This is a genomic window from Sessilibacter corallicola (genome assembly GCF_021290925.1).
In the GTDB taxonomy this organism is placed as follows: domain Bacteria; phylum Pseudomonadota; class Gammaproteobacteria; order Pseudomonadales; family Cellvibrionaceae; genus Sessilibacter; species Sessilibacter corallicola.
Genome location: NZ_JAJSLX010000002.1, coordinates 222,938 through 247,644 on the forward strand (window position 1 = coordinate 222,938; position 24,707 = coordinate 247,644).

Annotated in this window: 19 protein-coding genes; 12 read left to right on the top strand and 7 right to left on the bottom strand. The window is 41.4% G+C overall.

The window, feature by feature from the left end; translation table 11 throughout:
* Window positions 1-63: 63 nt before the first annotated feature.
* The 7 genes from LU361_RS08300 to LU361_RS08330 all read right to left on the bottom strand — a co-directional run bounded on the left by LU361_RS08300 (window position 64) and on the right by LU361_RS08330 (window position 9,663).
* Window positions 64-546 (bottom strand): hypothetical protein, encoded by a 483-nt coding sequence (locus LU361_RS08300; RefSeq protein WP_233088393.1) that lies wholly within the window; start codon window positions 544-546, stop codon window positions 64-66.
* Between the two features lie 127 nt (window positions 547-673).
* A complete protein-coding gene (locus LU361_RS08305; RefSeq protein WP_233088394.1) occupies window positions 674-3,889 on the bottom strand; it encodes a CHAT domain-containing protein in 3,216 nt (1,071 codons plus the stop codon).
* Between the two features lie 343 nt (window positions 3,890-4,232).
* Window positions 4,233-4,970 carry a hypothetical protein gene (locus LU361_RS08310; RefSeq protein WP_233088395.1) on the bottom strand — a complete coding sequence of 246 codons (738 nt, stop codon included), beginning with the start codon at window positions 4,968-4,970 and terminating at the stop codon, window positions 4,233-4,235.
* A gap of 95 nt (window positions 4,971-5,065) precedes the next feature.
* On the bottom strand, window positions 5,066-5,635 hold the full coding sequence (locus LU361_RS08315) for an RNA polymerase sigma factor (RefSeq protein WP_233088396.1): 570 nt from the start codon (window positions 5,633-5,635) through the stop codon (window positions 5,066-5,068).
* Between the two features lie 652 nt (window positions 5,636-6,287).
* Window positions 6,288-7,544 carry an amidohydrolase family protein gene (locus LU361_RS08320; protein WP_233088397.1) on the bottom strand — a complete coding sequence of 419 codons (1,257 nt, stop codon included), beginning with the start codon at window positions 7,542-7,544 and terminating at the stop codon, window positions 6,288-6,290.
* Window positions 7,545-7,561: 17 nt separating this feature from the next.
* Entirely contained in the window at window positions 7,562-8,932 is a 1,371-nt protein-coding gene (locus tag LU361_RS08325; protein WP_233088398.1) for an amidohydrolase, read from the bottom strand.
* Window positions 8,933-9,183: 251 nt separating this feature from the next.
* On the bottom strand, window positions 9,184-9,663 hold the full coding sequence (locus LU361_RS08330; RefSeq protein WP_233088399.1) for an Lrp/AsnC family transcriptional regulator: 480 nt from the start codon (window positions 9,661-9,663) through the stop codon (window positions 9,184-9,186).
* A gap of 155 nt (window positions 9,664-9,818) precedes the next feature.
* Between LU361_RS08330 and LU361_RS08335 the strand changes: the two genes are divergently transcribed.
* The 12 genes from LU361_RS08335 (at window position 9,819) to LU361_RS08390 (ending at window position 24,701) form a co-directional block, all read left to right on the top strand.
* Entirely contained in the window at window positions 9,819-11,132 is a 1,314-nt protein-coding gene (locus LU361_RS08335) for an aspartate aminotransferase family protein (protein ID WP_233088400.1), read from the top strand.
* A complete protein-coding gene (locus LU361_RS08340) occupies window positions 11,129-12,358 on the top strand; it encodes a hydrolase (RefSeq protein WP_233088401.1) in 1,230 nt (409 codons plus the stop codon). Before LU361_RS08335 ends, LU361_RS08340 begins: the two co-directional genes overlap by 4 nt.
* 32 nt (window positions 12,359-12,390) lie before the next feature.
* Window positions 12,391-13,416: an arginine N-succinyltransferase gene (locus LU361_RS08345; RefSeq protein ID WP_233088402.1), complete on the top strand. Its 1,026-nt coding sequence runs from the start codon at window positions 12,391-12,393 to the stop codon at window positions 13,414-13,416.
* A 57-nt stretch (window positions 13,417-13,473) separates the two neighbouring features.
* Window positions 13,474-14,991 carry a succinylglutamate-semialdehyde dehydrogenase gene (gene astD, locus LU361_RS08350; RefSeq protein WP_233088403.1) on the top strand — a complete coding sequence of 506 codons (1,518 nt, stop codon included), beginning with the start codon at window positions 13,474-13,476 and terminating at the stop codon, window positions 14,989-14,991.
* Complete coding sequence (gene astB, locus LU361_RS08355; protein WP_233088404.1) at window positions 14,988-16,352, top strand: N-succinylarginine dihydrolase; 1,365 nt, start codon at window positions 14,988-14,990, stop codon at window positions 16,350-16,352. Before astD ends, astB begins: the two co-directional genes overlap by 4 nt.
* Before the next feature lie 295 nt (window positions 16,353-16,647).
* Window positions 16,648-18,111: a Na+/H+ antiporter NhaC gene (gene nhaC, locus LU361_RS08360; protein ID WP_233088405.1), complete on the top strand. Its 1,464-nt coding sequence runs from the start codon at window positions 16,648-16,650 to the stop codon at window positions 18,109-18,111.
* A gap of 821 nt (window positions 18,112-18,932) precedes the next feature.
* Window positions 18,933-19,871 carry a LysR family transcriptional regulator gene (locus tag LU361_RS08365; protein WP_233088406.1) on the top strand — a complete coding sequence of 313 codons (939 nt, stop codon included), beginning with the start codon at window positions 18,933-18,935 and terminating at the stop codon, window positions 19,869-19,871.
* A 777-nt stretch (window positions 19,872-20,648) separates the two neighbouring features.
* Complete coding sequence (locus tag LU361_RS08370) at window positions 20,649-21,611, top strand: hypothetical protein (RefSeq protein WP_233088407.1); 963 nt, start codon at window positions 20,649-20,651, stop codon at window positions 21,609-21,611.
* A gap of 87 nt (window positions 21,612-21,698) precedes the next feature.
* Entirely contained in the window at window positions 21,699-21,989 is a 291-nt protein-coding gene (locus LU361_RS08375) for a DUF1330 domain-containing protein (protein ID WP_233088408.1), read from the top strand.
* 58 nt (window positions 21,990-22,047) lie between these two features.
* Window positions 22,048-22,608 (top strand): hypothetical protein, encoded by a 561-nt coding sequence (locus tag LU361_RS08380; RefSeq protein WP_233088409.1) that lies wholly within the window; start codon window positions 22,048-22,050, stop codon window positions 22,606-22,608.
* Between the two features lie 37 nt (window positions 22,609-22,645).
* Entirely contained in the window at window positions 22,646-23,197 is a 552-nt protein-coding gene (locus LU361_RS08385; RefSeq protein WP_233088410.1) for a hypothetical protein, read from the top strand.
* 55 nt (window positions 23,198-23,252) lie between these two features.
* Window positions 23,253-24,701: a class I adenylate-forming enzyme family protein gene (locus LU361_RS08390; RefSeq protein ID WP_233088411.1), complete on the top strand. Its 1,449-nt coding sequence runs from the start codon at window positions 23,253-23,255 to the stop codon at window positions 24,699-24,701.
* The last annotated feature ends 6 nt before the right edge of the window (window positions 24,702-24,707 follow it).

Genomic DNA, 24,707 nt, shown 5'->3' on the forward strand with positions numbered 1-24,707 from the left:
CTGGTTTGGGAAAATAGAAAGTCTATCCGGGATGACCATTAATAAAACTTTGAGAAGGTGAGGTTATTTAGCCCAACCGCCTCCTGAGCCTGAACCTCCACCATGCTGTGATGCATGGATGCACGTTTTTCCTTCTTCATTTTCTTTGTAGAAAAAATACGATAACTTTTTCTTGTTGGAGCTTGGGCCGTGACCACAATCGCATTGGACAATTACCTCTAAGCGATAACTTTGCTCTGGGAAGTTTTTATTAAACAAGCCAGATCGACCTAAAAATAACAAGTGATCGCTGATTTGTTCTACTTCACTTTTTGAGCTGGGTTTAAATGCAAATTCTAATGGTTCTAGATCTGTATCGTCTGGCCTTTCGATAGATACAGAATTGATTTCGCAGGTTTTGCTGTCTGTATTGATAGATAGTACATCACCTATATCTAACCAAGCTGGAATGTCTTTTTTGTTGGATGGAATTCTAAAGTCAGATTGCGCAATAAAACATTCGATAGCTTTAGGAGATTCAAGGAACTCCTTTTTATTCATTCCCATAATATTGGCTTCCTTAATTTTGTGTTAATTGTAACCGAGAGAAGTTGCAGGTTAATGAGTAAAATTGTACAGGCTTTGCAAATAAAATAAATAGGTTTGAAGTTTTATTTTCAGCGTATGCATATATTTATTGCCACGACTGTGAGTTGCCAACGAAATTAAAGCCCGACCAATAATACGGATGGCTCCACTTTCCATTGGTTTTTAAGGTCCTTTGAGCATTCGCTAATGCGTCAATTGGTGTTTGATTTTTCTTGTATAGGTTGTGGTAAAAGTTCTTCATTAATTCCGCAGATGCTTCATCGTCTATCGGCCACAGTGAAGCGATAACGCGTTTTGCTCCTGCTTCAATAAAAGCTCTTGATAAGCCTAGTGGACCTTCTCCTTCAATGTGTTTGCCAAGAGCAGTGTCACAGGCACTTAATACAACCAATTCAGCTGATATATCCCAGTTAGAAATTTCCAATTGTGTCAAGTTGTTGTCGAGCTTCTTTGGAGATTTTTTATTGGATAACGCAATAAAAGACTGCCCTGGATAGTCCCAGTTTGCCAAGGCATGAGTGGCGAAATGCAAAACGTCATAATTACTTAAGTTGGAGTTAACTAATGCTTTTTTATGCGCGTTTTCGCCATCAAGCCAAGTTAATTTTCCTACACTTTGCCATAGCTTTGAGATTTTTTCTGCTTCTAATTTTGCTGAAGGTAGATCAGTTCCTTCAATACCATTGGATATGATATCGGGATTGGAAAGAAGGAGTAGATTGCTATGAGCCTTAATTTTTTTCTCGTATTTGTTTAAAATATGGTGAGTCGCAAGTGATGACAAATAAGACACATTGTAATTGTCTATAACTAACTCTTTACTATCTTCAAGTGGCAATGCAGAGAATGGGATTTTATGCAATGGGCCGTCGGGTGCAATCAAAATTTTAGTATAGTTTTTTAGGGGTTCTTCGTAATCTGATAGAATTAAATGACTAAGATCTATACCATTTTTATGCAGTTTTCTCCAAACGTTTAACGGGTGCTGACCGGAAGGAGAGTTGCTGGAGGAATTCATATAGTTGGCTACTGTCAATGCAATAGTTTCACTTTTGGGTAGATGGCCAGAAAGTATTTTATTTTTTGTAATTAACCATGAATGTGATTTTTCACTGCCTGTAAAAAAGTAAAGAATAGCAGTTTTTTCATCTAAGTTTTTAATGATTGATTCAAGTTCTTCTAGATTTATAGTGTTTTGGCGATGAGTGGGTTTTGTATTTAATAAATCATCGAAAGTATTTTTTAGTAATATTGAAGATTCGGTGATTTCTTGCTCGCTAGTATTGTTTAGTGGTGTTGACTCAAGGCTGTTTTTGGGTTTTTCATGAGTGATTGACTCATACAGTGTTCTTGCGCGATAGGATTCTGCGCTTAATAATCCAAGTAATTTAGATTTTGGATTATTGGTATTGCTCATATGGAGGTTTATTTCGAGTTCATAGATCGACTTTTGTAATGAGAAATATTGTTGCCTTATGGAATCGTCAAACAGTGTGCTGCGGATATTTTCAATGGTATTCTTAGCTGTCTTTAAAAAAAGCAGTGCTTCATCGTAATTTTTTAATTGATCTTTTGATAGAGATAGAGCTGCTAGATAATTGCTTCTGGTGAAAAATAGATCGTCTTTATTGTTTTTATTGATTTTTATTGCTTTTTTAAGCGTAATGAAGGCATCGCTATGCTTCCCAATACCAATTTGTGCTTCTGCTAAATTGGTTAATGTTCTTCCTTCTAAGAATGCATTGTCTGATTCGTTTGTGTGGTGCAATAATTGAGTTAATATCGATATGGCGTTATCGTAGTTTTTGCTCGATAGATAGGATTCTGCTTCAGTAGATAAAACTGTTATTTTATATTCATTGTCTTTATCTCTTGAAAATATCTCATAGCTATCATTTAGATATTTTAAGGCGAGTTCGTGATTTCCTAACTTTGAATATAGTTTCCCGAGGTTGATGGAAATAACGCCGAGTTCATTCTCATCGCCCAGTTCTTCATAAATACGCCAAGCAGTATTATATTCATCTTGGCTTTTTTTGAATTGATTGAGCTCCATAAATATTTTTCCCTTTGCTGCTTTTATGTGAGCAATCCAAACTTTATGAGAGTCTCTGAGAGATATTTCTTCTGCGCGCTTCAATAGATTTAATGAGTTGTAATATCTTCCTCTAATGGCTGAAACAATAGCCATATGGTATTGCGTTCTCATTAACTTTTCATTCAAAGCATGCTTAGTTATAGATGATTGGTATTCGGGGCTTATTAAAGTGTCAAACACTAGAGAGTGGTAGTGAGATGCTTCACTTAGTTTATTCTGAGCCCTCGCTGACCACCCTTTATTATTTAGAACCAACTCTTTCACAATGTTGTTATGTGATTTTTCAGCGTACTCATATGCAGTGTCATGTAATATATTGGCTCTATCAATATTGGTTGGATTTTTTGAGATAGTATTCGCTAAATTATTGTAGTAGTAGGCAAGAGTCCAATTTCTTAGGTGTTCTTCTTTATGTGAGACTATTTCCCTATTGTTAATTAAATTAATTGATTTTCTTAAATTAAGTTCTGCCAGTTCGTAATTAGCATTTTGGAGTTGTATGAAACCAATTATATAATACGCATTAGATAGGATGTATAGATAGTCAACTTGGCTCTGAGGTACTGAGAGAGAAAGTAAAGAAGATATTTCATCATCTTGTAACGTGTGTGTTTCTGATTTTGCAAATATATATGATTGTTTAAGCTCCTCTGATTTTACGATTTCTCCCAGGTTTTGTGTTAGAGCTATTAATTTTTTTATTGGCTCAATTTTATCTTTTGAGTTTTTAATTTTAGAAAGATTTTTAAGTATTCTTTCTGATAAAAATCTATCTTTGTTGATGGCCTTGTTGTAAGTGTTTATTTTTATTTCGATAATTGTATCTGTGGTATCATTCTCAATTGCATGTACATTCAATGTGCAATTGATGCATGAATCTTCTTCAACTAGATAGAACTTTCTTGGGTAGTTGGCTAGTTCTTGTGGGCTCCACTGCGTCTCCTTAAGCTCAATATCCCCTAGCGTCTCATAGGTATTTACTCCATAGCCGCCAATTTCCACAACGGTAAATTGGTCTTCGGTTTGGCTGAATTCAATAGTGGTTTCGAAAGGTCCATTGATAACTTCAGAGACGGATTTTGAAAATACCGGAGGGGCGTCGGTTGGTTGGTCAGGTTGGAGTTGCGCGAGGGTATTACTTGAAAGTAAAACAAGTAATAGTGACAGTGCTAATTTAATGAATGTGGTAATACTTAAGTTCATGAATAGACTAAGTGACTAAATTCTGGTTTTGAATGATCTATTTGGCACTTAAATCATCTCAAATGTAAATTAAGAGATTTAAGAACGTAAAATTCTAGACCAGAATACTATCAACTTGTCTATTAATTCCCAATACTTTCGGGATAAAGTGATGAATTTGTAGAGAACTGGCGTTTGTTGTTATTAGATCCAGTAGTGTTCCTATACTTTTAGAATTAGGTATAGGGAATTACATAAGAGCGTCACTCTAAGAATAAGATTGGACTGCTCTTTGTAATATTGTGTAATAGTTCTTATCGCTTTTTAGCTCTATATTAACCCCAAGACCCTCACCTGAGATGGACTAAAACTTGTCGATTTGCATGAGACCAATTTTAGTTTTATTAACGGGCGACTCTAGCTCGTAACGGTATTGCCCTTGAGAGATAAATGTTGTCGCTAAGCTGACATAAACAACCCACTCGTGGTCGGGATAAAGTCCGCTTTGTTGCCAAATTAATTTATCTTCAGCATTGTAAAGTTTTAATGTGAAAGGTTCAGGAATGCCGCCAGTAGGTTCAGTTTCTACACCGAGGGTGAGGCTTGATTGCTCGGCAAGTAACTCAATAGTTTCAATATTGGCATCTGGTACGGCTGCCGCTGAGCGCACACGCTGTTGGCCTAGTACGTAAACTGACGTTGTATGAACAGGTTGGCCGGCATCAACAATTTCATTTTGGCTGGTAAGCATTAGCGGGATTACAAATACAACCGCTGCTAGTGCACCAAAAGCTGTTTGTGGAATGAAAAAGCCATCGAAAAATTTCTTGATCGATTGTCCAAATGACTCTCGCTCTTTTTTCGGTTCTGCTCTGGTAGCTGATTGCGATATGGCTTGTTCGGTTTTGGAATGAGCGTCGGCTTTTGCATTCAGTTTTAATCCAAGCATCAGTTGTTCTACCATCTCAACTTCAGCTAAAAGTTTTGGATTATCTAGATATTCTATTTCAAACTGTAATGCTTCTTCTTCGGACATTCGTCCTAAAAGATATTGGTCGACACGCTCATCAAACTTTAATTTGTCGTCGTCTAAATGTGTCACTGATTCTCTCCGTCTGTAAGCCTGATATTGTGGCTTCTTGCTTAGCTAGTGTGCACTAGATCTTCTTTGTCCCACCTAAAGTGTGAGCGAAATGGCTAATCTTGCTCTTTTTGAATAAATGCTTTCATCCGGGATTTTGCGCGATAGATGACGCGATTGAAGTGCTGACTTGTCAACTGTAATTCCTCACAGATAACGTCTTTATCTTCTTCATCAACGTAAAATCGAGTCAAAATCTCACGGTCTCTAGGAGTATCCAAAGAATTGATTAGGTCTCGTACATATTGCTGAACGCGAGAAGTTTCATAGGCTTCTTCTGGGGACGCAGTAGGAGAAACGAGCTCGTTTTCCTCGGGGTCGTCAACAGAGTCTGAGTATTTACGAAAATACATAACGGTCTGGTTGCGTGCAGTTTGGTGAATAAATGCTGCCAATCGGTCGGGCTGGCGTAAATCACCATTGCGTACCTTTTCGATTACAACACGCCAAGTTTCTTGCGACACGTCGGCAACCACGTCAGGATTACACTTGCGTTGCAACATGAGATTGAGTCCGCGCGAAAAACGCGTAATCATCTCGTGTTCTGCCAGTGGATTGCCTGATCGTATGGCTTCGACTAGCGCTTCGCTAGACAATTCTTTTAAGTGTCTGTTCCCAAGACCCATAAATCTGAAACTCACCCCAGTTCTGGGTGAAATAGATCAGCGCACTAAGCACGATGTATTTCACGGTCATACTAAGTTCTAAAGCAGAACTTTTTTGTATTTCTTTTTAATATTAAGCTGATTCGTTAGAGGTACTCAGACGTTTGACGAATAATCAGCCGCAAGTTGCCGAGGTGAATCAGGTACTTTCGTGTTACTTCTAATAATTTTTACGTCAAAGTAACGTCAAGCCAATAGGCTCCGCAATTTTAAACAGGTTGGCTGACGCTCTTCAACACTTCGAAAAGCATACCTACGACCAACTTATTGCTTTTATGATTCCATAATATAACAAATTGATCATCATAGTTGGCAGTTAGATAAGACAGAGGTATATACCGTTTAATATTTCGGAATATAAATGAGGGATCTATAGGGATCCAGCAAATTATAATACCCGGCTTGCTCTAATTTAGAGGCAAAGGTTTATACCAAATTTTGGTGAACAAAGCGTAAAGTTTCGTGGCAATTGCGCAAAAACCGTCTCAAATTGTGAGTGATTAGTGGTTCTGTTGAGTAGGCGCGCTTTATGTCGGGTTTAATTGCACTAACTTCAGCTAAAGCAAATACCCAATATCTGCGTTGATATTGGGTTTTCCCCGAACTCATGGGTTTACTGTGTGTAGGCTGGAGGCAGCTCGGATTCGGTTAAATAGCGATCACGAAGCTTATCTTGACGCGTTTCGAGGCTTTGCTCTTTACCACCGATCCACAAGTGCTCTATGTTTGAGCTAAATTCCAAAGGGTCACCACTCCAAACGACTAAATCAGCGTCTTTTCCGGTTTCGATCACTCCTTTTGCCGTAAGAGCAAATGCTTTGGCTACGTTGCTTGTAACAGCAGCAATTGCAGCTTCATAACTTAAGCCATTGGCAACCGCATTTCCTGCGCTAAACCTCAGTTGGTGTAAGTTATGAGAAGAGTCGCCAGCAACGGTTAATCCCACTGTCAGCTCATGTGAAGATAAGGTTGCTGCGTTACCTAGCTTTGCGTGCAATTCATCAAAGCTTTTTGGCAAGTTATCCATCGGTGAAATGATAACTGGAACATCGGCGTCTGCGAGTTGCTTGGCAACTGCGGGAGCACCATTTGCTCCGGCAATGATAAGGTCTAACGAGAACTTATCTTTTAGGGTTAAAGCTTGGAGAATATCCGCAGGTCGGTGGGTTATCACTAATAAAGGAAGCTCTTTATTGAGCAGCTTAGTTAGTATTTTTTCATCTGACTTTGGCGTCTCTTCTTTATCTTGATCTTTTTTTGCATCTTTTGGCGCGTTGAGTTTTTCTTGTTGCTGCGTAAGCTTTTCTTCTATGTATTGGATTTTGAGTGCTCTAGACCCTTTGCTTTGCGGCTCGATATAGGCGACTACTGCAACCGGGTTTATTTCTGTGGCGGTTAAATTACTTGATGTCGATACATAAGATGCGATACCGGTGAAATCATCAGTCATTCCGTGGGGAACAATGATATTCCCCGTGATACCGCCAGTGCGAGCGAGTGGTAACAGAGTCGACTCGGCGTTAAACGCGTAGGATGGATCGAAAGTAATGCCAGCTTTGTCAGAACTTGCATCGCGAGTTGCTGCGACTGCGCCAACTTCGACTAAACCGAGAGCGTTGATGGAGCCAATGAATCCAGGTGTAACGATTTTATCGGTCCCATCAATAACAGTATCGGCGACAACCTTTTCTGGATTGATTGCCGTGATCTTGCCGTTTTCAAAAACAACGGTTGCGTTTTCGAGCACGGCTGGGGTCGATCCGGTGTAAATTTTTGCGTTTGTAACGGCTGTGCTTTGCGCTAACGCGAAATTACTCAGAGCTAAAATAAGCGATGAAAGCAGCACAGCTGTTATGTTCTGTTTTAACATTGGGTTGCTCTCCAAATTCAATGGCCTGGCTGGCCTAGCGTGAAATCACTGGTTGGTTGGTAGCGTCGATCGAATCGATCAAAGACCAGTGCCCCATCAATAAATACCTGATCCGCTAGCGCGTAAACGCTGAATGGGTTTTGGTTCCAAAGCACGAGGTCGGCGTTTTTCCCGGTTTGTATTGAGCCAGTTTTATCGTCGATACCCAGTGATTTAGCGGCGTTTGATGTAATCCACTGAATCACGTCTTCTTCTTTTAACGCGAATCCATTGTCGTTAGCTCGGAACATGACTTTGGCAGCTTCTTGATTGAGTCGCTGTATGGTGTCTTCGGAATCAGAGTGAACAATCGAGCAGGAATTTTCGGGCTTGTCGACGATGGCGATGTTTTCGAGCACCATGTCGTACGCTTCCATTTTAAAACCCCACCAATCGGGCCACATAGCCGCGCAATTTCCATTTTCGGCGAGTAAATCTGCGACTTTATAAGCCTCTACCGCGTGGTGAAACGTACCTGCGTGATAACCGAATTCTTTACCTAGATCGATCATCATTGCCATTTCTTCGGCTTTATAGCAGTGATTGTGAATCATGATTTCACCGTCTAATACACCGCGTAAGGTTTCCAGTTCTAGGTCACGTTGTGGGCGTTCAGAAATTTTTCCCGATTCGAAATCTTCCCAGTTTGCTCGGTATTCGACGGCTCTAGCCCACGCTGCGCGAAACCCGGCCATGTTGCCCATTCGTGAGCCCGGCGTTTGATTGCGGTTGCCGTAGACGCGTTTAGGGTTTTCACCGCACGCCATTTTTAAGGTGTAAGGTGCGCCTGGAAACTTCATGGCTTGCACGGTGGTGGTGGGGACGTTTTTCAAAACAACGCCACGACCGCCAAAAAGATTTGCCGAGCCAGGCAGTATTTGCAAGGTTGTGATTCCGCCGGCGCGAGCGGTATGAAAGCCTGGGTCTTGCGGCCACACCGAGTGCTCCACCCAAACTTCAGCGGTATTTGGGTTCGTGATTTCGTTGCCGTCTTGGTGTGACTCAACCGAAGGGGCGGGATAAGCGCCTAAGTGAGAGTGAACATCAATGATTCCAGGAGTTAACCATTTGCCTGTGCCGTCAATGGTTTCGGCGTTATCAGCAGAAAGGTTTTTGCCCACTTTTGATATTTTGCCATCAACAACCAACACATCCGACGTTTCTAAACGTTCGCCAGTTCCAGTTAAAACCGTGGCATTTTGTATAAGAAATGTTTCTTGAGGTAATGGCCGATAGGTGCTTGGGTATGGATTTTTGTTAAACGTTAATTCGCTAGGATTGGAACCCGAACCGCATCCGAGTAATGTCACGCACACACTCAATCCGACGATAACTGAAGACAATCGCATGGATGTCAGCCCCCTGAGAAATCACTGAAAAAATTACGTATTACGTAAATGGTTCGACTAAAAACGGATACCAATCAAGATCCCACAACAAAATAGTCGGTTAAATTTTCGAGTGAATAATATTCGGGGTTTTACTCACGTTACTGTCAGATTTGCGAGTGCGGTACAAACATGTTGGAAAATAAAAAGAATCTTTAAACACGTTCTTTTTATACTTTTAATCAGTTAGCTCGTTTACGAAGAGTGGTAACTCAGTCATCTGAAGAAAGCTTGGACAAATCAATGCCTTTAAATACCTTGTTTTCGTTCATAACGACATGAGTGTTAATTTTTAATGAATAATTAACAGAACCGACCAGCATTTCATTGATTTCCAAATATCGAGCCATATTGGGGCAGACAATTCTGAGAAAGAAATCAAATTCACCACTAACGGTATAGCACTCAACAATTTCTGGAATGGATTCAACCGCCGATTCGAATTTGCGAAAATCTTTTGCGGAATGATTTTTCATAGAAACAGTAGCAATGCACATAATATGGCGACTGACCTTCGCCAGATTCAATGTTGCGTAATAGCCCGTGATGATTCCTTCTGCTTCCAGTCGTCTTACGCGTTGTAAGCATGAGCTTGGCGACAGAGCGACTAACGCTGCTAAATCTTGATTGGTGGTTTTAGCGTTAGTTTGAATGTGTTTGAGAATCTTTAAGTCAATACGATCGAGTTTCATATTTTTTATTGAATACAGTTATAGGGCTGACGAGCCGCCGAATATAATTCGGTATAAGGCTAGTTAAAATTATTAAATAATTTTTTTGAAAGAAAATCCAAAACTCATTTTGCCAGTGGTGTGCCAGAATTATTAAAAAGACTGGAGCCATCACAATGACCACAAGCTACTATAATCATAGTAAAGCTTCAACAGATTCTGAAAGTATTCAAGAAGCTCGCAGCCATCTCTGGCCAACCTACGCACCGCCGGATAGCCCGGTGTTTAGTCACGGTAAGGGAACCGAATTATATGCGGAAGACGGCCAGGTTTATCTGGATTTTATATCCGGTATTGCTGTTACAAATCTTGGTCATTGTCACCCTGAACTGGTCAAGGTTGTTCAAGAACAAGCTGAGAAATTGTGGCATTTATCGAATATTTCTCGTATTCCGCAAGCAGAAACGTTGAGTAAAAAATTGTGTGATGCGTCATTTGCAGATGCCGTATTTTTTTCCAATTCTGGTGCCGAAGCGGTTGAGGCGGGCATTAAAGCCATCCGAGGGTATCACGCGAAAAAAAATCAAAAATATAAAAATCGCATCATTGGATTTCGAGGCAGCTTTCACGGTAGAACCTTAGGAACCATTGCAGCAGCAGGCAACCCTGCCCACTGTCAAAATTTTGTTCCTACTGATACTGGCTTTGACCAGGTCGAATGGGGGAATTTATCTCAGTTAGAAGATGCGATCACTGAAAAAACAGCCGGTATTTTAATTGAACCTATACAAGGGGAAGGGGGTATTCGACCGGTTGAGCAAGAATTTTTAACAGCGTTGCGTGAATTGTGTAATCGCAATGACTTGTTGCTTATGTTTGATGAAGTGCAGTGTGGTATGGGTCGCAGTGGCTATTTATTTGCGCATCAAAAATACAATATTCAACCGGACATATTGGCTTCGGCTAAAGGTCTTGGTGGCGGTTTTCCCGTTGGTGCGTGTCTTGCGACTCGGGAAGTTTCAGATGCGATGTCCATAGGTACCCACGGTAGTACCTTTGGCGGTAATCCCCTGGCCATGGCTGTGGCAAACAAAGTATTGGATATTGTGTTAGCCGAAGATTTTCTGCCTTCAGTAATTGAAAAAAGCGAAAAATTTAAACGTCTGCTCGACAGCTTGTGCGCCCGATACCCAACGGTGGTTGCTAATGTTTATGGCGAAGGGTTAATGCTAGGTGTTGAATGCGTTCTACCCAACACAGAAATTCTATCGTTACTTCGAGATGGCAATTTATTGGTTGGTAAAGCCGGTGGCAATATGATTCGTTTGTTGCCGCCGCTAACGGTGAGCGAAGAAGAAATTGATCGCGCCGTGCTAATTATGGAGGAATGTTTTAAAAAAGCTTCTGACGGCGAACAGCATTTGCAAGAGTCGCTCTCAACCGCTAACAGCCAGTTTCATTCAGCTGAGAATGGTGGCAGCCAGAAATGAATAGCCAAGCGGAAATATTTCAAGCCATAGACGTTGAACAATCTGCCGTAATTAATAAATTAATTCACTGGTCTACGGTGAATTCTGGAACGTCTAATTTGAATGGTTTGGCTAAAATGGCTGAACTCATAGAAGCGGAGTTTTCAGGATTAAAAGATATCAGCCAGCGAATTACGTTGAACAGCACCGAAACGTTGGCTGACGACGGTGAATCGATCAAAGTGCATTACGGTGATGTACTGAAGTTTCAAAAAAGACCGGAAGCAGAGGTGCAAGTCCTGTTGTGTGGTCATATGGATACGGTTTTTCCAGCTGACCACTTTTTTCAATCCACCCAATTTAAAGACTCGAATACTCTGCATGGCCCCGGTGTCGCTGATATGAAAGGTGGTTTGCTTGTGATGATTCAAGCACTAAAAGCCTTTGAACACCATCCGTTAGCGTCTTCCATTGGTTGGGAAGTAGTGATTAATCCTGACGAAGAAACCGGTTCGATAGGCTCTGCTGAAGAACTGAGAAAATCCGCTGAGAAAGCGTTGGTAGGTATGGTGTATGAACCTGCACTCGCCGACGGTACTTTGGCGGGAGAACGAAAAGGCAGCGGTAATTTTTCGATCAAGGTTACCGGAAAATCTGCTCACGCGGGCAGAGAATTTCATCAAGGGCGCAATGCGATTGCTCTTTTGAGTCGGGTGTTTAGTCAGCTCGATGAGATTAATTTAATAAGCACGCTTGAAAGTAAATCAGTCACTGTAAATTTGGGACGGGTCGCCGGTGGCGGCGCGTTGAATATTGTGCCTGATCTTGCGGTTGGACACTTTAATGTTCGGATGAGTAATTTACAGGAGCAAGTTTGGGTTAAAGAAAAAATCGCTGCAATAGTAGAAAAGGCGAACAGCCAAGAAGGGTATTGTGTTGAATTGTTTGGTAATTTCAGCCGAATTCCAAAAACCACCAATCCTGCGTTCGAAAAATTATGTCAGTGGTTAATTGAGTGTGGAAATCACTTGTCCGTCCCAATTCAATTCAAAGCAACAGGTGGCTGTTGTGATGGCAATAATCTGAATGATGCAGGTTTGCCCAATATTGATACGCTTGGCGTGCGTGGTGGAAATATCCATACAGAAAACGAATTTATGTTAATTGATAGTTTTGCTGAGCGCGTAAAACTCAGTTACCTGTTGCTCGAAAAAATCGCTTTGAATCACACAGAAATTAAATATTGATAATACTCTTATCACCGAGGTTTTAATTCGTAATGATTATTCGACCAGCAACGAGGCAGGATTTACCTGAGCTACTCAAATTATCTCAGTCTATTCCCGGTGGCATGACGTCTATGCCCTTTGACAAATCAACGTGGCAGAAAAAGTTAGAAGCAGTTGAAGAAAGCTTCTGTACGCCTACCGTTAAAGACAAAGAAGCCATTTATTTCTTTGTTTTAGAAGACATGGAAAGTGGTGAAATTGTCGGCACCAGTGGCATGCATTCCGGTGTTGGAATGAACAGGCCGTTTTATAACTATCGCTTGTCTCGCCATGTGTCTAAATCTTCCGAGTTAGACATCACAGTAAAAAGCACGTCGTTAATTTTATGCAACGATTTTACCGGCGATACAGAACTGGTTTCTTTATTTTTGAAAGAAGGGCATCGGCAAGGCAAAAACGGACAATTTCTTTCGCGTGTTCGTTTTTTGTTTATGCACGAATTCACCGATATTTTTAGCGATCGAGTCTTTGCTGAAATTCGAGGCTGGCTGGATGCAGAAGGCAGCTCGCCATTTTGGGACAGCTTAGGCAAAAAGTTTTTTAACATGCCGTATTTTAAAGCGGATTTTATCAGTGCGGTTAATGGATCTCAGTTTATTTCCGATTTAATGCCACGATTACCGGTTTATTTGGAGTTGTTAACGCCAGAAGCGGTAGCGGTGATTGGTAAGCCCAATAAAGAGGCGGCTGCCGCAAAAAAATTGTTAGAGAAAGAAGGCTTTTATTACCACGATACCGTGGATATTTTCGACGCTGGCCCAGTTGTCGAGTGCGATAAAAATAGAATTGAGTCGATCAATAGTATTAATAAGTTTGCTGTTGTATCAGGCTTGCACGAAGCAAACATGAGTGATGCAAGTGAATGCATCATCAGTAACTGTCGTTTTAAAGAATTCAGAGCAGCAATAGGAAAAGTACATATTCAAGAAGATTCAACTATACACGTTGAAGACTCTGTTTTTGACGCGATCCGAATTCAACCGGGCGATCAAGTTTCTATTCTGCCGTTGCGATAAAGCGATTAAAACGACAAAAAGACCTAAATATTCAACCCATACTTGGTGAGTGAAACTATGACTGTCTCTGCCAATAATACCGAATTACAAAGCTGTGAATTACTTGAGCGTAGTGAAATTACCGGAGAAGTTTTCATTGGTGGCATGTGGTGTCTCGGTGATTCCTCACCAATAGAATCCGTTGATCCTTTGACTGGAATGTCGTATTGGAACGGAGCATCTTGTTCCACTAATCAGCTGAATCAAGCAATTAATGCCGCGTGTAACGCCTTTATCGATTGGTCCATGACGGATATCGAATACCGCATAGAGTTGTGTCAACGTTTTGCAGAATTATTGAAATCCAGTAGCAACGATTTGGCGGCCCTTATTCATCTGGAAACGGGAAAACCGGTTTGGGAATGCGCCACCGAAGCTGCTTCAATGATTGGTAAGGTTGATTTGTCAATTAATGCTTATCACCAGAGAACCGGTGTAATCGAGGCTGATAAAGGCGAATTTAAAACGCAATTGTCTCATCGGGCCCACGGCGCCATTGCTGTGCTAGGGCCCTATAATTTCCCAGGCCATTTACCGAATGGTCATATCGTTCCCGCCCTTATTGCCGGTAATACCATTATTTTTAAACCGTCTGAATTCACACCCGCAGTGGGAGAATTTATGGTTCGCCTTTGGCAAAAAGCAGGGCTTCCAAATGGCGTTGTGAATCTAGTGCAAGGGGGAGGCGACGTTGGCGAAGCCCTGTCGAGTCATTCTGGAATTAAAGGTTTGTTATTTACTGGTAGCTCGAAAACCGGCGAGAGAATTCATCAGTCATTTGCGCATGCTCCGAATAAAATATTAGCGCTAGAAATGGGAGGAAATAACCCCTTAGTGGTTGGTAGCGTGAGCGATATTAAATCGGCGGTATACACCATTATTCAATCGGCGTTTATTAGTGCTGGTCAGAGGTGCACATGCGCAAGGCGATTAATTTTAATTGAGAGCGGCACCAATAAAAAACTGCTTCGTGAATTAAGTGCGGCGTGTGAAAAATTAGTCATTGGTGGCAGTGACGATAGTTATTACGGCCCTGTTATTTCTCGTTCCGCGGCCAATCGCGTTTTAGCGTTTCAATCACAATTGGAAACGCTCGGTGCGAAAGCGGTGGTGACTAGCCAAATGGTGGATAATCATTCTGCTGTTCTCACGCCAGGAATTTGGGACGTTTCGGATGCAGACGGCATTTTAGATGAAGAATGCTTCGGTCCTATTTTGCAGGTTTATTGGGCCAGTGATTTACATTCGGCCATAACACTGGCAAACGATACAAAATACGGTTTGTCTTCGGGTTTGATTTCTGACGATAAAAAACAGTGGCAATATTTTTACCCCAGAGCGCGAGCAGGAATAATTAATTGGAATCGTCCTTTAACGGGAGCGAGTGGATCGGCTCCGTTTGGTGGAATTGGCGCGAGCGGTAATCATCGTCCGAGTGCGTTTTATGCGGCGGATTATTGTGCTTACCCGGTGGCCTCTATGTTGAGTGAACACATCGCCTTGCCGGAAAAACTATTACCAGGAGTGTCTTTATGAGTGCGGTTGCTTGGGAAGTAAACTTTGATGGCTTGGTTGGTCCAACCCATAACTACGCTGGTCTTTCACACGGGAATGTGGCTTCGGATAAAAATGGTGGCTTGGTGGCCTCGCCAAAACAAGCAGCGCTTCAAGGGTTAAAGAAAATGAAGGCGTTGTCTGAGTTGGGTCTTAAGCAAGCGGTCTTACCTCCACACGAACGCCCCCACATTCCTACTTTGCGCCGCTTGGGTATTTCAGGTGCGACCGATGAGGCTGTACTGACGAACACTTTGTCGTCGGCACCTTATTTATTGCAGGGGATTTATTCGGCGTCAAACATGTGGGTCGCTAATGCAGCAACTGTGTCTCCTTATTGTGATACGACCGATGGTAAAACGCATTTCACGCCAGCAAATTTATCGAGTATGTTTCATCGCTCGATTGAGTCTGAAACGACATCGACGGTTTTGAAATCCATTTTTCGCGGTGACGGCTACGTGCATCACGATCCATTACCGGGTGGTGTTCATTTTGCTGATGAAGGGGCTGCCAATCACACGCGATTTTGTCCGCAATACGGTGACGGCGGCGTTGAATTTTTCGTGTACGGTATCGAGAGCTTTAATAAGTTATCGAAAAAGCCAACATTGTTTCCGGCCCGTCAAACCTTCGAAGCAAGCCAGGTCATTGCCCGTCAACATGGATTGAATGCCAAAAAAACCGTATACGCACAACAGAATCCAGCCGCTATTGACGCAGGTGTATTTCACAACGATGTCATCGCAGTAGGCAATCGTAACTTGCTCATGTATCACGAAGAAGCGTTTTTAGATACCGATAGGGTGCGAGAGGACTTAAATAAGGCGTATTTTTCTCAGTCTGTGCCTGATCAATCGGGCATTGAATTTATCGAGGTGCCCTGTGATGCGGTTCCCATTTCAGATGCCGTAAACTCGTATTTGTTTAATACGCAGCTGGTTACTCCGCCAGGTTTTTCTGGAACAACGATTATTGCGCCCACGGAGTGTAAGAATACAAAAACTGTTTCAGAATACTTGCAGTGGCTTGAAGATGATCACCCAGACATTGACCAAGTGATTTATTTCGATCTAAAACAGAGTATGCGCAACGGTGGTGGGCCTGCGTGCTTGCGATTGCGAGTGGTAATGTCTGAGGACCAAATTCGCGATGTGAACGCGAATGTGTTTTTGAATGCGGATCTCTATTCGAGCTTGTGTGCTTGGATTGAGAAGCACTATCGCGATGAATTGTCTCCTAATGACCTGCGCGACCCGTCATTAATTACCGAGTCTCGAGAGGCGCTCGATGAGCTTACCCAGTTGCTCAGATTGGGTTCTATTTACAACTTTCAAAAGTAAGACCAATACGCGCCAGCAATAGATTGTGGGGAAGGCTTTATTTATTCGTCATTTTTAGTGCCGAGATTGTAATTGGTATTTAAAAATCAACGTTAATCGAGATGTAGACGGTGAACCTAGTTCTAAAAATCGGAATTAGGTAAGCTTCTTAGATATTGGCCAATTTGCTCCATGTCTCGGTCAAGTCTTACCCTGATTTTTTCAGAAACAGACTGGCCGAGTACGATGGTACAGTGAAGTGCCCCTTTCTGCTCCAAGCTCGAGATTAAAAATAAGCCGTTATTTAGGTAAATTTATGACCAAAACCCCTTCAGTTGGTATCGCCACCGTTCCCGTTGTTGTCTTAATCATTCTCCTGTCGGTCAACGTTCTCATCTTCGGCGATGAGGCCATCAGTGGTTCGAATCAGATTATATTGATCGTCAGTGCTGCAATCGCTGCGCTCTTGTCGATGAAAACCGGCGTTCATTGGAAAACCCTGGAAGAGGGCATTGTTAACGGCATCAAACTCGCAACACCTGCGATTCTCATTTTGTTGATGGTCGGGGCGTTGTCGGGCACTTGGTTGGTCAGCGGTATTATCCCAACGATGATTTACTACGGGCTACACGTTCTAACGCCCGTGATCTTCCTGTTTGCGACTTGCATTATTTGCGCGGTGGTATCGGTGTTTACTGGCAGTTCTTGGACGACCTCGGCAACCATTGGTATTGCTTTGATGGGTGTCGGTACGGTACTGGGAATTGAGCCTGGCCTCATTGCAGGCGCTATTCTCTCGGGAGCGTATTTTGGCGATAAGCTGTCGCCGTTGTCCGATACCACTAATCTCGCTTCTGCCTCAGCCGGTGCCGAATTGTTCACACACATTCGATATCTTTCGATGACCACCATTCCGACCATTGGTATCGCATTGGTGCTGTACATCATTTTTGGTTTTGGTTATTCATCAGATACGTCTGATTCAACAATCGACGAAATTATTCAAGTACTCGGTTCCGAATTCAATATCAGTGCTTGGTTATTGCTGGTGCCACTTGCTGTTGTTTTGATGATCGTTAAGAAAGTGCCTGCTCTACCAGCGTTATTAGCAGGCACCCTGCTGGGTGGTGTGTTTGCGTTTATTTTTCAGCCAGAATTGATTCGTGAGGTTGGTGAGCAAACGGGAGCGGAATCTTACAGTTATTACGTTGGTATCATGCAGACGCTGTACGGTGACGTTGAACTAGTCACCGGTAATGAGGTGTTGGACGAGTTACTTACATCTGGCGGTATGGGGGGAATGCTGGGAACTATTTGGCTGATCTTGTCTGCTATGACTTTTGGCGGTGTTATGGAAAGCAGTGGCTTTTTGCGCAGTATCACCGAAGCACTCATCCGGCGAGTTAAGTCATTAACTGGGTTGGTCACAGCGGTAACAGGTACTTGTTTATTTACTAATTTCTCTGCGTCAGACCAGTATTTAGCCGTATTATTACCTGGGCGCATGTACGCAGATAGCTTTGCTGAACGAGGCTTAGCGCCACAAAACTTAAGCCGAACCATTGAAGATTCCGGTACGGTTACCTCGGTATTGATTCCCTGGAATACCTGTGGCGCTTATCACGCTACCGTTTTGACTGTTGCAACAGGTGACTATTGGATGTTTGCTTTCTTCTGCTTATTGAGTCCCCTAATGAGCATTATATTTGCGGCTTTTAATATAAAAATTGCAAAATCTGCTACGCCTGATCAATCACTAAACAGCACAAAACTCGCTTAACCGTTATCTCGCTTAATGGTTATCTCGTTTAGTGGTTATATAGGCGAGTGACCCATCTTGTTACAGCGTAAACCTATCGTGCACTCATTGTGTTTAGGTTTACGCTGGTCAATATTGCATTAAACCTCTTCGATCTCTCATAGTCCTTTTTTTATTTCAAAAATCGGCGTTGTTACTGGATTATTTTTTTGCGTTGTGAAGAATGATTCGAGCGTCTTATTCGGAATCTAAATTGCAGGCTTTTTCTTAGGCTCTATTTCTTAAGCACTTTCTTTTCATCGCTTTGAGGTACCGCAAATGGCGTCGATATTTTTTATTTGCCCTGGTTTAAATCACAGTACGCTTATTGATAATTTGTGCTAGGACTTGAATTAGTTCCGCAATGGAGTGTGACGAATCTAAATTTGTTAGACGGTTGTGAGCGAATATCCTAGATGCTTGTGAGATAATATCGACATGTATTTCTTGGTGAGTATCCGTAAACAAATATACGAAATGAATGATCTGCATCGTTTCAGTTTTGATGATTATAGCCGCAAGTTCTGATAATTACTTTATAAATAACGAAGGTAAAGTGTTTAGCTTTTATATACCCGGCATTTACGAATACTGTGTATAAAAATAAAAAGCTAAATTACTGATTTTTTGTATTGGTTTATCAGATGAAAATTACTGTGTCCCAGATAGACAGGACGTTCTGGCTGAGTAAATATTAATCCACTGAACAATCAAAATCGTATCGCCTAGCTAACGTTTGTTAGGCGATGTGATTCCCTCGATCTTGCAGGATTCAAAGTAATTTAAAGGTATTTGACGCTACAATGTATGATTTAAAAGATTTGCCAAGATTGATTATTTTTCTTGAAGTGGCGAAGCAAGGGTCTTTTACTGAAGGTGCAAAAAAGCTGGGTCTCAAAAAATCTGGCACAAGCTTACATATCACAAGTTTGGAAGAGCGGTTGCAGGTTCAATTATTGAACCGGTCAACACGAGGTATTCAACTGACTGAAGCGGGTGAAAGACTTTTTTGGTATTGTAACCTCATCAATAACCATCTAATTGAGTCTTTCAACGAATTACAAGAGATTGATCAACAACCAAAAGGTGCGTTATCAATAACGGCTCCTCATTCATTAGAACAGCATATTATTTTGCCGGTTATGATGGAGTATTGTGAACAATTCCCTCAAATTAAACCCTGCATTATCACCGACGATCGACCTTTGGATCTGATAAAAAACAATATCGATGTATCGATCCATCTTGGAAAACTTAATGATAGTAATTATCGTGCGCGTAGTATTGGCACGATCAGTGACGTGTTGTGTGCGTCACCTGAATATATTGCGCGCAACGATCCCATTAATGATATTAGTGATTTGTACAATCATAAGTGGGTTGCTGCAGGTTGGCAGCAAATTAAGACGCAATACAACTTCAAGAAAAAAGGTGAAGATGACGTAATCGCGTTTGATGTTCCACAAGACATGCGAGCCAACACATTGCCAGCTGCGTGCAAAATGGTGGAGCTTGGAATGGGAATTGGTATGTTGCCCGATATTTTTGCCGTTCACCTGATAAAGTCCGGGCGATTAGTACAAATACTCCCAGAAATAAAGTGCACGTGTTGGCCTGTTTACGCTGTTCATCCTTATCACGGCAAAGTTCCAAAAAAGATCAAAGTGTTGATCGATTCTATTGAAACAAAAATTTCCGAAATAAAGGCTATAGCGAAAGATTTGCCAGGATTTAATATTTAATAACCTCTACTCCCTCATTCTGTTGGGAGAGGTGTTTTCCTTCCTTCTTTCCTTTTCCAACTATCGGTATTTTCTTAATTATCTTTTGATGATTTTACGAGCTAGTCTGTCTTCTATAGACAGGGTTTTATCTTCTCCAAACATTAGCAAAATACCCGCTGTTTTTTTATGTTGTTTCGGTGAGCTGTGTCAAAGTATGAAAAATTATTTTCGTGTTTTGCCAGTACCTACTTTTCCTAATATTCCTGTTTGAGTTCCTAAATAGATATTTAATTTATTTGTTATCAATATAAAAATAAAATCAATTACATCTCATTACAGATAAAAGCTCTTACAGTGTGCATAATCCGTTTTTTTATTCCTTTTATAGTGCGTTTTTCGTAATTTTAATTTAGATTAAAGTTGACGCTGTTGTTTTCTATTGTTATTTTAATTTTAATAAAGCGGTAATAAATCACCAAGTTCTACGCTAGCAAGACAGATTTTTTATACTTTTGATAAATTTGTGACCGTATTGGTGTTGTTTTTACCGATTTTTTATATGAATGTTATATAAATCAAAAATTATTTGTGAAGATTAAATAATTTATTTTCTAATTTTATTAGCCTCTCTTAATCCTTCCTTTTGCGTGTTCTTAAAATTAAAACTTAGAGTTCCTTTATTGGGGGTTACCCAAGCTTAAGACTTTCGTATATCTTTTTTGCTCAGTTGGATTCCGAAATTAATCCATTCTGAAGAAAATAAATTTGTCTTTATCAAAAGGGTTAGGAGGAACAATGAAATTAGCCAAAGCTGGTTTAGTGGCTCTCACCGTGGCGGTATCTTCTGTTTCATTCGCGGCGAAAAAAGTACAGGTTTTTCCTGGTTACATTTCTCACGGAATTAACGTTTATAACGGTGAATTAATTGCGGATTATTCTTCGACTTCTCCAGGCGTAGAATGGTTGTTTGAAGCACCTCGTGAAATTGGTGTATTTATTGAAGGGGCTCCAGAAGGAACTGACGGTGGTGTGATTACTGCAGAGACTGATCGTTCTTTGCCAGTTGCAACTACTCGTGATTTTCTTGATTTCTTCAACCCAGGTGGTGAAATCGATCTATCATTATTAAATGTACCTCTTGATCAAATCGGTAGTAACTTCTTTGGTTTTACTGCGGTAGATGATCGAATTATTCCACCGTCGTTCGACACTGTCGAAGAAGATCCAGAAGTTTATCGTTCAGCGGGTGTTAATGCAGCACCAACTGTTGGTGATTGGGAAAAAGCGCGCGGCGTTATGACAGCAGTTGTACATAAAGACGGTACCTCTACTGTACGAATTACTTTGCGTGATGCGTTCCCTAACGCGGTATTCACTTTATGGGACATCGGTTCAAGCCGTCCTCTATCTGATACCGAAGAAGGTTACGCAGTTCCTTTAGGTGGTATTCCAAACGTCGTGCGTACGGATGCTAACGGTTGTGTATTCCGTGAAGTTGAGCTTCCTTACGATATTACCCGTGCTTGTGAATTAGGTGCTGGATCGTGTACGAGTTATGTTGCCGGTTTCTATCACTGGGACGGACAAGCCTACGGTGCGTCTCCTGCAGCTACGTTTGCGAACGCTCCTGGCGGTGTTTACGCGGGTAACCAAATGGTATGGCCTGTAAATGGTGAATTATTACAAGAGCCTGCTACAAGATTTGGTAAGCCGATCCACGGTTGTCGCACTCCACGACGCAGCTTTTTCAAATACTAAGTTATTTGTCTAATAAACGCTGCAAACGAGAAACCGTTTGCAGTGTTTGAAATTGATTAACTGTTCGAAGTTCATTTAGGAATTTTTATGGCTAAAAAATTATTGGTTCTTTCAAATCCAAACCCAGAGGGTAAATCAGCTGCTGAAGAATATGGTGCAGGTGTAAAAGCGCTGTTAGCAAAATTCGGTGGCAGTATTGCTTCTCGTTCTGTTGTCAGCGAAACCGTAGTCGGTGATTTTTCTGCAGCAGTTGTCATGGTGGTTGAATTTGAATCTGAGCAAGGGCTAAAAGATTTTGTGTTTGGCGAAGAATATGCCGCCCTAGTTCCTTTAAGAGACCAAGCCTTTAGTCAAATGACGTTGCTGTTAGCAGATTGAGTTTTTAACAGATTAAATAGATTTTCTATAATCCTTTATTCTTATGTGAGGTTAATCAATGAATGAAGAAATGAGTTTTGACCATATCATCAGTGAATTAAGTGGTCATGGTGACGGTATGATTGGTCACACTGAGTGTAAGAAATACCTTCGTCACTCACATCCGGCTTTAGGGGTAGATTGGATCGCTGATCACGATTTTGAAAAAGGTTGGGTACACGCAGTGCGTGGTATTTCAATTTCAGATCCAGTATTTGCCGGTCATTTCTTTGATGCAGCAATGTATCCTGGTACGAATTTAACGCAAGACATTAACCAAATTGCCACGTTAATGTTTACCGCAATGACTGGCCCTTTAAACGGTGATTTCACTGCTTTTAAAGAAATTAAAGCCAACTACGGCCACCCAATTCCTCCAGGTTGTGTATTAGATTTCGCGGTTTGGGCACTCGATAAAGGCGAAGGCAAAAATATGCGAGTGAAAATGGAAGGTCGAGTGCGTGACTTTAAACATTACGACCAACCGAACAAATACGGTTTAACTTTTAAACCTTGTATTGAAGTTGAATCAATTATTTTACGTGCAAATCCAAAGGTTTACGACGGAATTTGGATTTAATTAATCTCTACAGTTTTCAATTAGGAATGATGTAAATATGAATGCAAACAACGCGCGGTTTTTACTAGAACAATACATGAACGGTAAAGATAATGTTAAACCTAATGTACTAGAGTCGGTGTTCACTAAACACGCGGATGTCGTATTTGATATCAAGCCTAATAATATTTATTTCCCTGACGTTTTAACCGGGGCAAAGAATATATCGACCGAAATGTTCGGCGAGTTTCATGACAAATTTAAAGACGTAAAAAGCTATTACGTAGATTCCGATGTGGAGTCTTTGCTGGATAAAAAAGCAATTAAACAACAGCGATGGCTGGTGACCATGACCGAGCGAGAAACGTCAAATACTCGAATTGGTGCCGGCTATTACAGTTGGTATTTTATGGAAGAAGGTACTGACATAAAAGTAGGACGATTAGAAATTACAATTCTTGAAATGGTGTCGTTCGCGGCTGAAGAAGATAATTGGTTGACGAATTTACAGTCCAATCTTCTCGATTATCCTTGGGTTAGTTCCTGCGATCCATTCAAAACATTTGAGCGATATTCCGAATTAGAAACTATTGATCGCTTCATCAAGTAACAAGCTTTATGGGACTTCTGATTTCAATACCAAATTCCTAGGTGAGGCCTTTTCTATGACAATTCAAGCATTTTTGGATGCTGTCAGTAACGTAAAAAATGTAGTACTAGCAGATGCAAAATCGGAAGTAACGGGTGAAGAGTTCGTTCAACAGGTTATTCGTGGAAGTGAAGAAATCACCAATTCTGGTTTAAAAGCTGGCACATCTTGTTTGGTAAGACTGAGCAATAATGTTGCTAGTGTGGTACTACTTTTTTCTGTATTGAGAGCAGGTGGTGTTGTTTTTGTGGGTAATCCCCACGACCCAATTGCAAAAACAACCGGTATTATAAAAAAATTCGGTATTGGTGCCTTCTACGGTGATAAGCCATCAGTACTTGCTATTCGTGCAAATTTAGACAGCGATTGTGACGTAGCCAAACTGTTTGGCGGAAAAATCTTGGGTGCTTACGATGACGCTAATAGTCGTCCTTTATCTTCTCAAGATGAGCGTATGAATCGAGTTAATATTGCTGTATTCAGCTCTGGCTCAACCGGAGATCCGAAGGCAATTCTACACAACACTGATTCTATTTTTGCCAACGCTAAAAAACACGCTGACGAAGTGGGTTTGAAACCTACCGATGTAGTTGCAGGATTTTTACCTATTTATTACAGCTACGGTTTAGTGGCTAATTTAATGGGCAGCTTGGCGGCCGGTGCAAAATTCGTGTTTCTCGGAAACTCCTCTGGTTTATCGCAAGAATGGGCAAGAGAGCAAGAGATATCAGTTCTTTCTTTAACGCCTTGGTTTGCGATGCAATTGGATATCGATGTTCCCTCATTGCGCGTTATGACCTTTGGCGGCGATGCTATGTTTTCGCACATTGCTAAGGAACTGCAAAAACGTTTTCCTAAGTGCGAACTCTACAGCACTTATGGTTTGACTGAAGCAGGCCCTCGCGTGGCGACCTGGCGTTTCGACGGTAAGACTATTCCTGATTCAGAGATTGTTCCATTGGGCAAGCCACTGGAAGGTGTAGAGTTATTGCTCGAAGAGCCGCAGTCCGACAGTCATTACGGTGAATTATTGGTTAAAACCGATACTCGTATGTTGGGTTATTACTACGGCATCGAAGCGGGTTTTACCATGCCAGATTGGCCGGAAAACATCGTTCGTACGGAAGATTTATTCCGTGAAGTTGGCGGTGATTTGTTCTTCGTTTCTCGTGCTAAAGAAATGATTGTGCAAAACGGCGAAAAAATATTCCCGTCTTCTGTTGAATCTGTGTTGCGAAGAATTAACGGTGTTGTCGACGCTAATGTCTGCGGCGTTCATTGCGAAACCCGTGGTCAAATTGCAAAAGCGTTTATCAAAGCCAATATCGAAATTGACGTGACAGATGTTCGTCGTGCGCTGCTTGATAAGTTGCCGCAATCGGCCATTCCATCTGAATACGTGTTTGTTGACGAAATACCAAGAACAGCGACTGGTAAGAAAAGTTCAGCTGCGGTTTATCAATAACGATAG

Coding starts and splice junctions, on each gene's coding strand:
- LU361_RS08385 (WP_233088410.1), top strand. CDS start 22,646: ATGAATGCAAACAACGCGCGGTTTTTACTAGAACAATACATGAACGGT.
- LU361_RS08315 (WP_233088396.1), bottom strand. CDS start 5,635: ATGGGTCTTGGGAACAGACACTTAAAAGAATTGTCTAGCGAAGCGCTA.
- nhaC (WP_233088405.1), top strand. CDS start 16,648: ATGACCAAAACCCCTTCAGTTGGTATCGCCACCGTTCCCGTTGTTGTC.
- LU361_RS08335 (WP_233088400.1), top strand. CDS start 9,819: ATGACCACAAGCTACTATAATCATAGTAAAGCTTCAACAGATTCTGAA.
- LU361_RS08370 (WP_233088407.1), top strand. CDS start 20,649: ATGAAATTAGCCAAAGCTGGTTTAGTGGCTCTCACCGTGGCGGTATCT.
- LU361_RS08380 (WP_233088409.1), top strand. CDS start 22,048: ATGAATGAAGAAATGAGTTTTGACCATATCATCAGTGAATTAAGTGGT.
- LU361_RS08390 (WP_233088411.1), top strand. CDS start 23,253: ATGACAATTCAAGCATTTTTGGATGCTGTCAGTAACGTAAAAAATGTA.
- astD (WP_233088403.1), top strand. CDS start 13,474: ATGACTGTCTCTGCCAATAATACCGAATTACAAAGCTGTGAATTACTT.
- LU361_RS08330 (WP_233088399.1), bottom strand. CDS start 9,663: ATGAAACTCGATCGTATTGACTTAAAGATTCTCAAACACATTCAAACT.
- astB (WP_233088404.1), top strand. CDS start 14,988: ATGAGTGCGGTTGCTTGGGAAGTAAACTTTGATGGCTTGGTTGGTCCA.
- LU361_RS08325 (WP_233088398.1), bottom strand. CDS start 8,932: ATGCGATTGTCTTCAGTTATCGTCGGATTGAGTGTGTGCGTGACATTA.
- LU361_RS08320 (WP_233088397.1), bottom strand. CDS start 7,544: ATGTTAAAACAGAACATAACAGCTGTGCTGCTTTCATCGCTTATTTTA.
- LU361_RS08340 (WP_233088401.1), top strand. CDS start 11,129: ATGAATAGCCAAGCGGAAATATTTCAAGCCATAGACGTTGAACAATCT.
- LU361_RS08375 (WP_233088408.1), top strand. CDS start 21,699: ATGGCTAAAAAATTATTGGTTCTTTCAAATCCAAACCCAGAGGGTAAA.
- LU361_RS08305 (WP_233088394.1), bottom strand. CDS start 3,889: ATGAACTTAAGTATTACCACATTCATTAAATTAGCACTGTCACTATTA.
- LU361_RS08300 (WP_233088393.1), bottom strand. CDS start 546: ATGGGAATGAATAAAAAGGAGTTCCTTGAATCTCCTAAAGCTATCGAA.
- LU361_RS08345 (WP_233088402.1), top strand. CDS start 12,391: ATGATTATTCGACCAGCAACGAGGCAGGATTTACCTGAGCTACTCAAA.
- LU361_RS08365 (WP_233088406.1), top strand. CDS start 18,933: ATGTATGATTTAAAAGATTTGCCAAGATTGATTATTTTTCTTGAAGTG.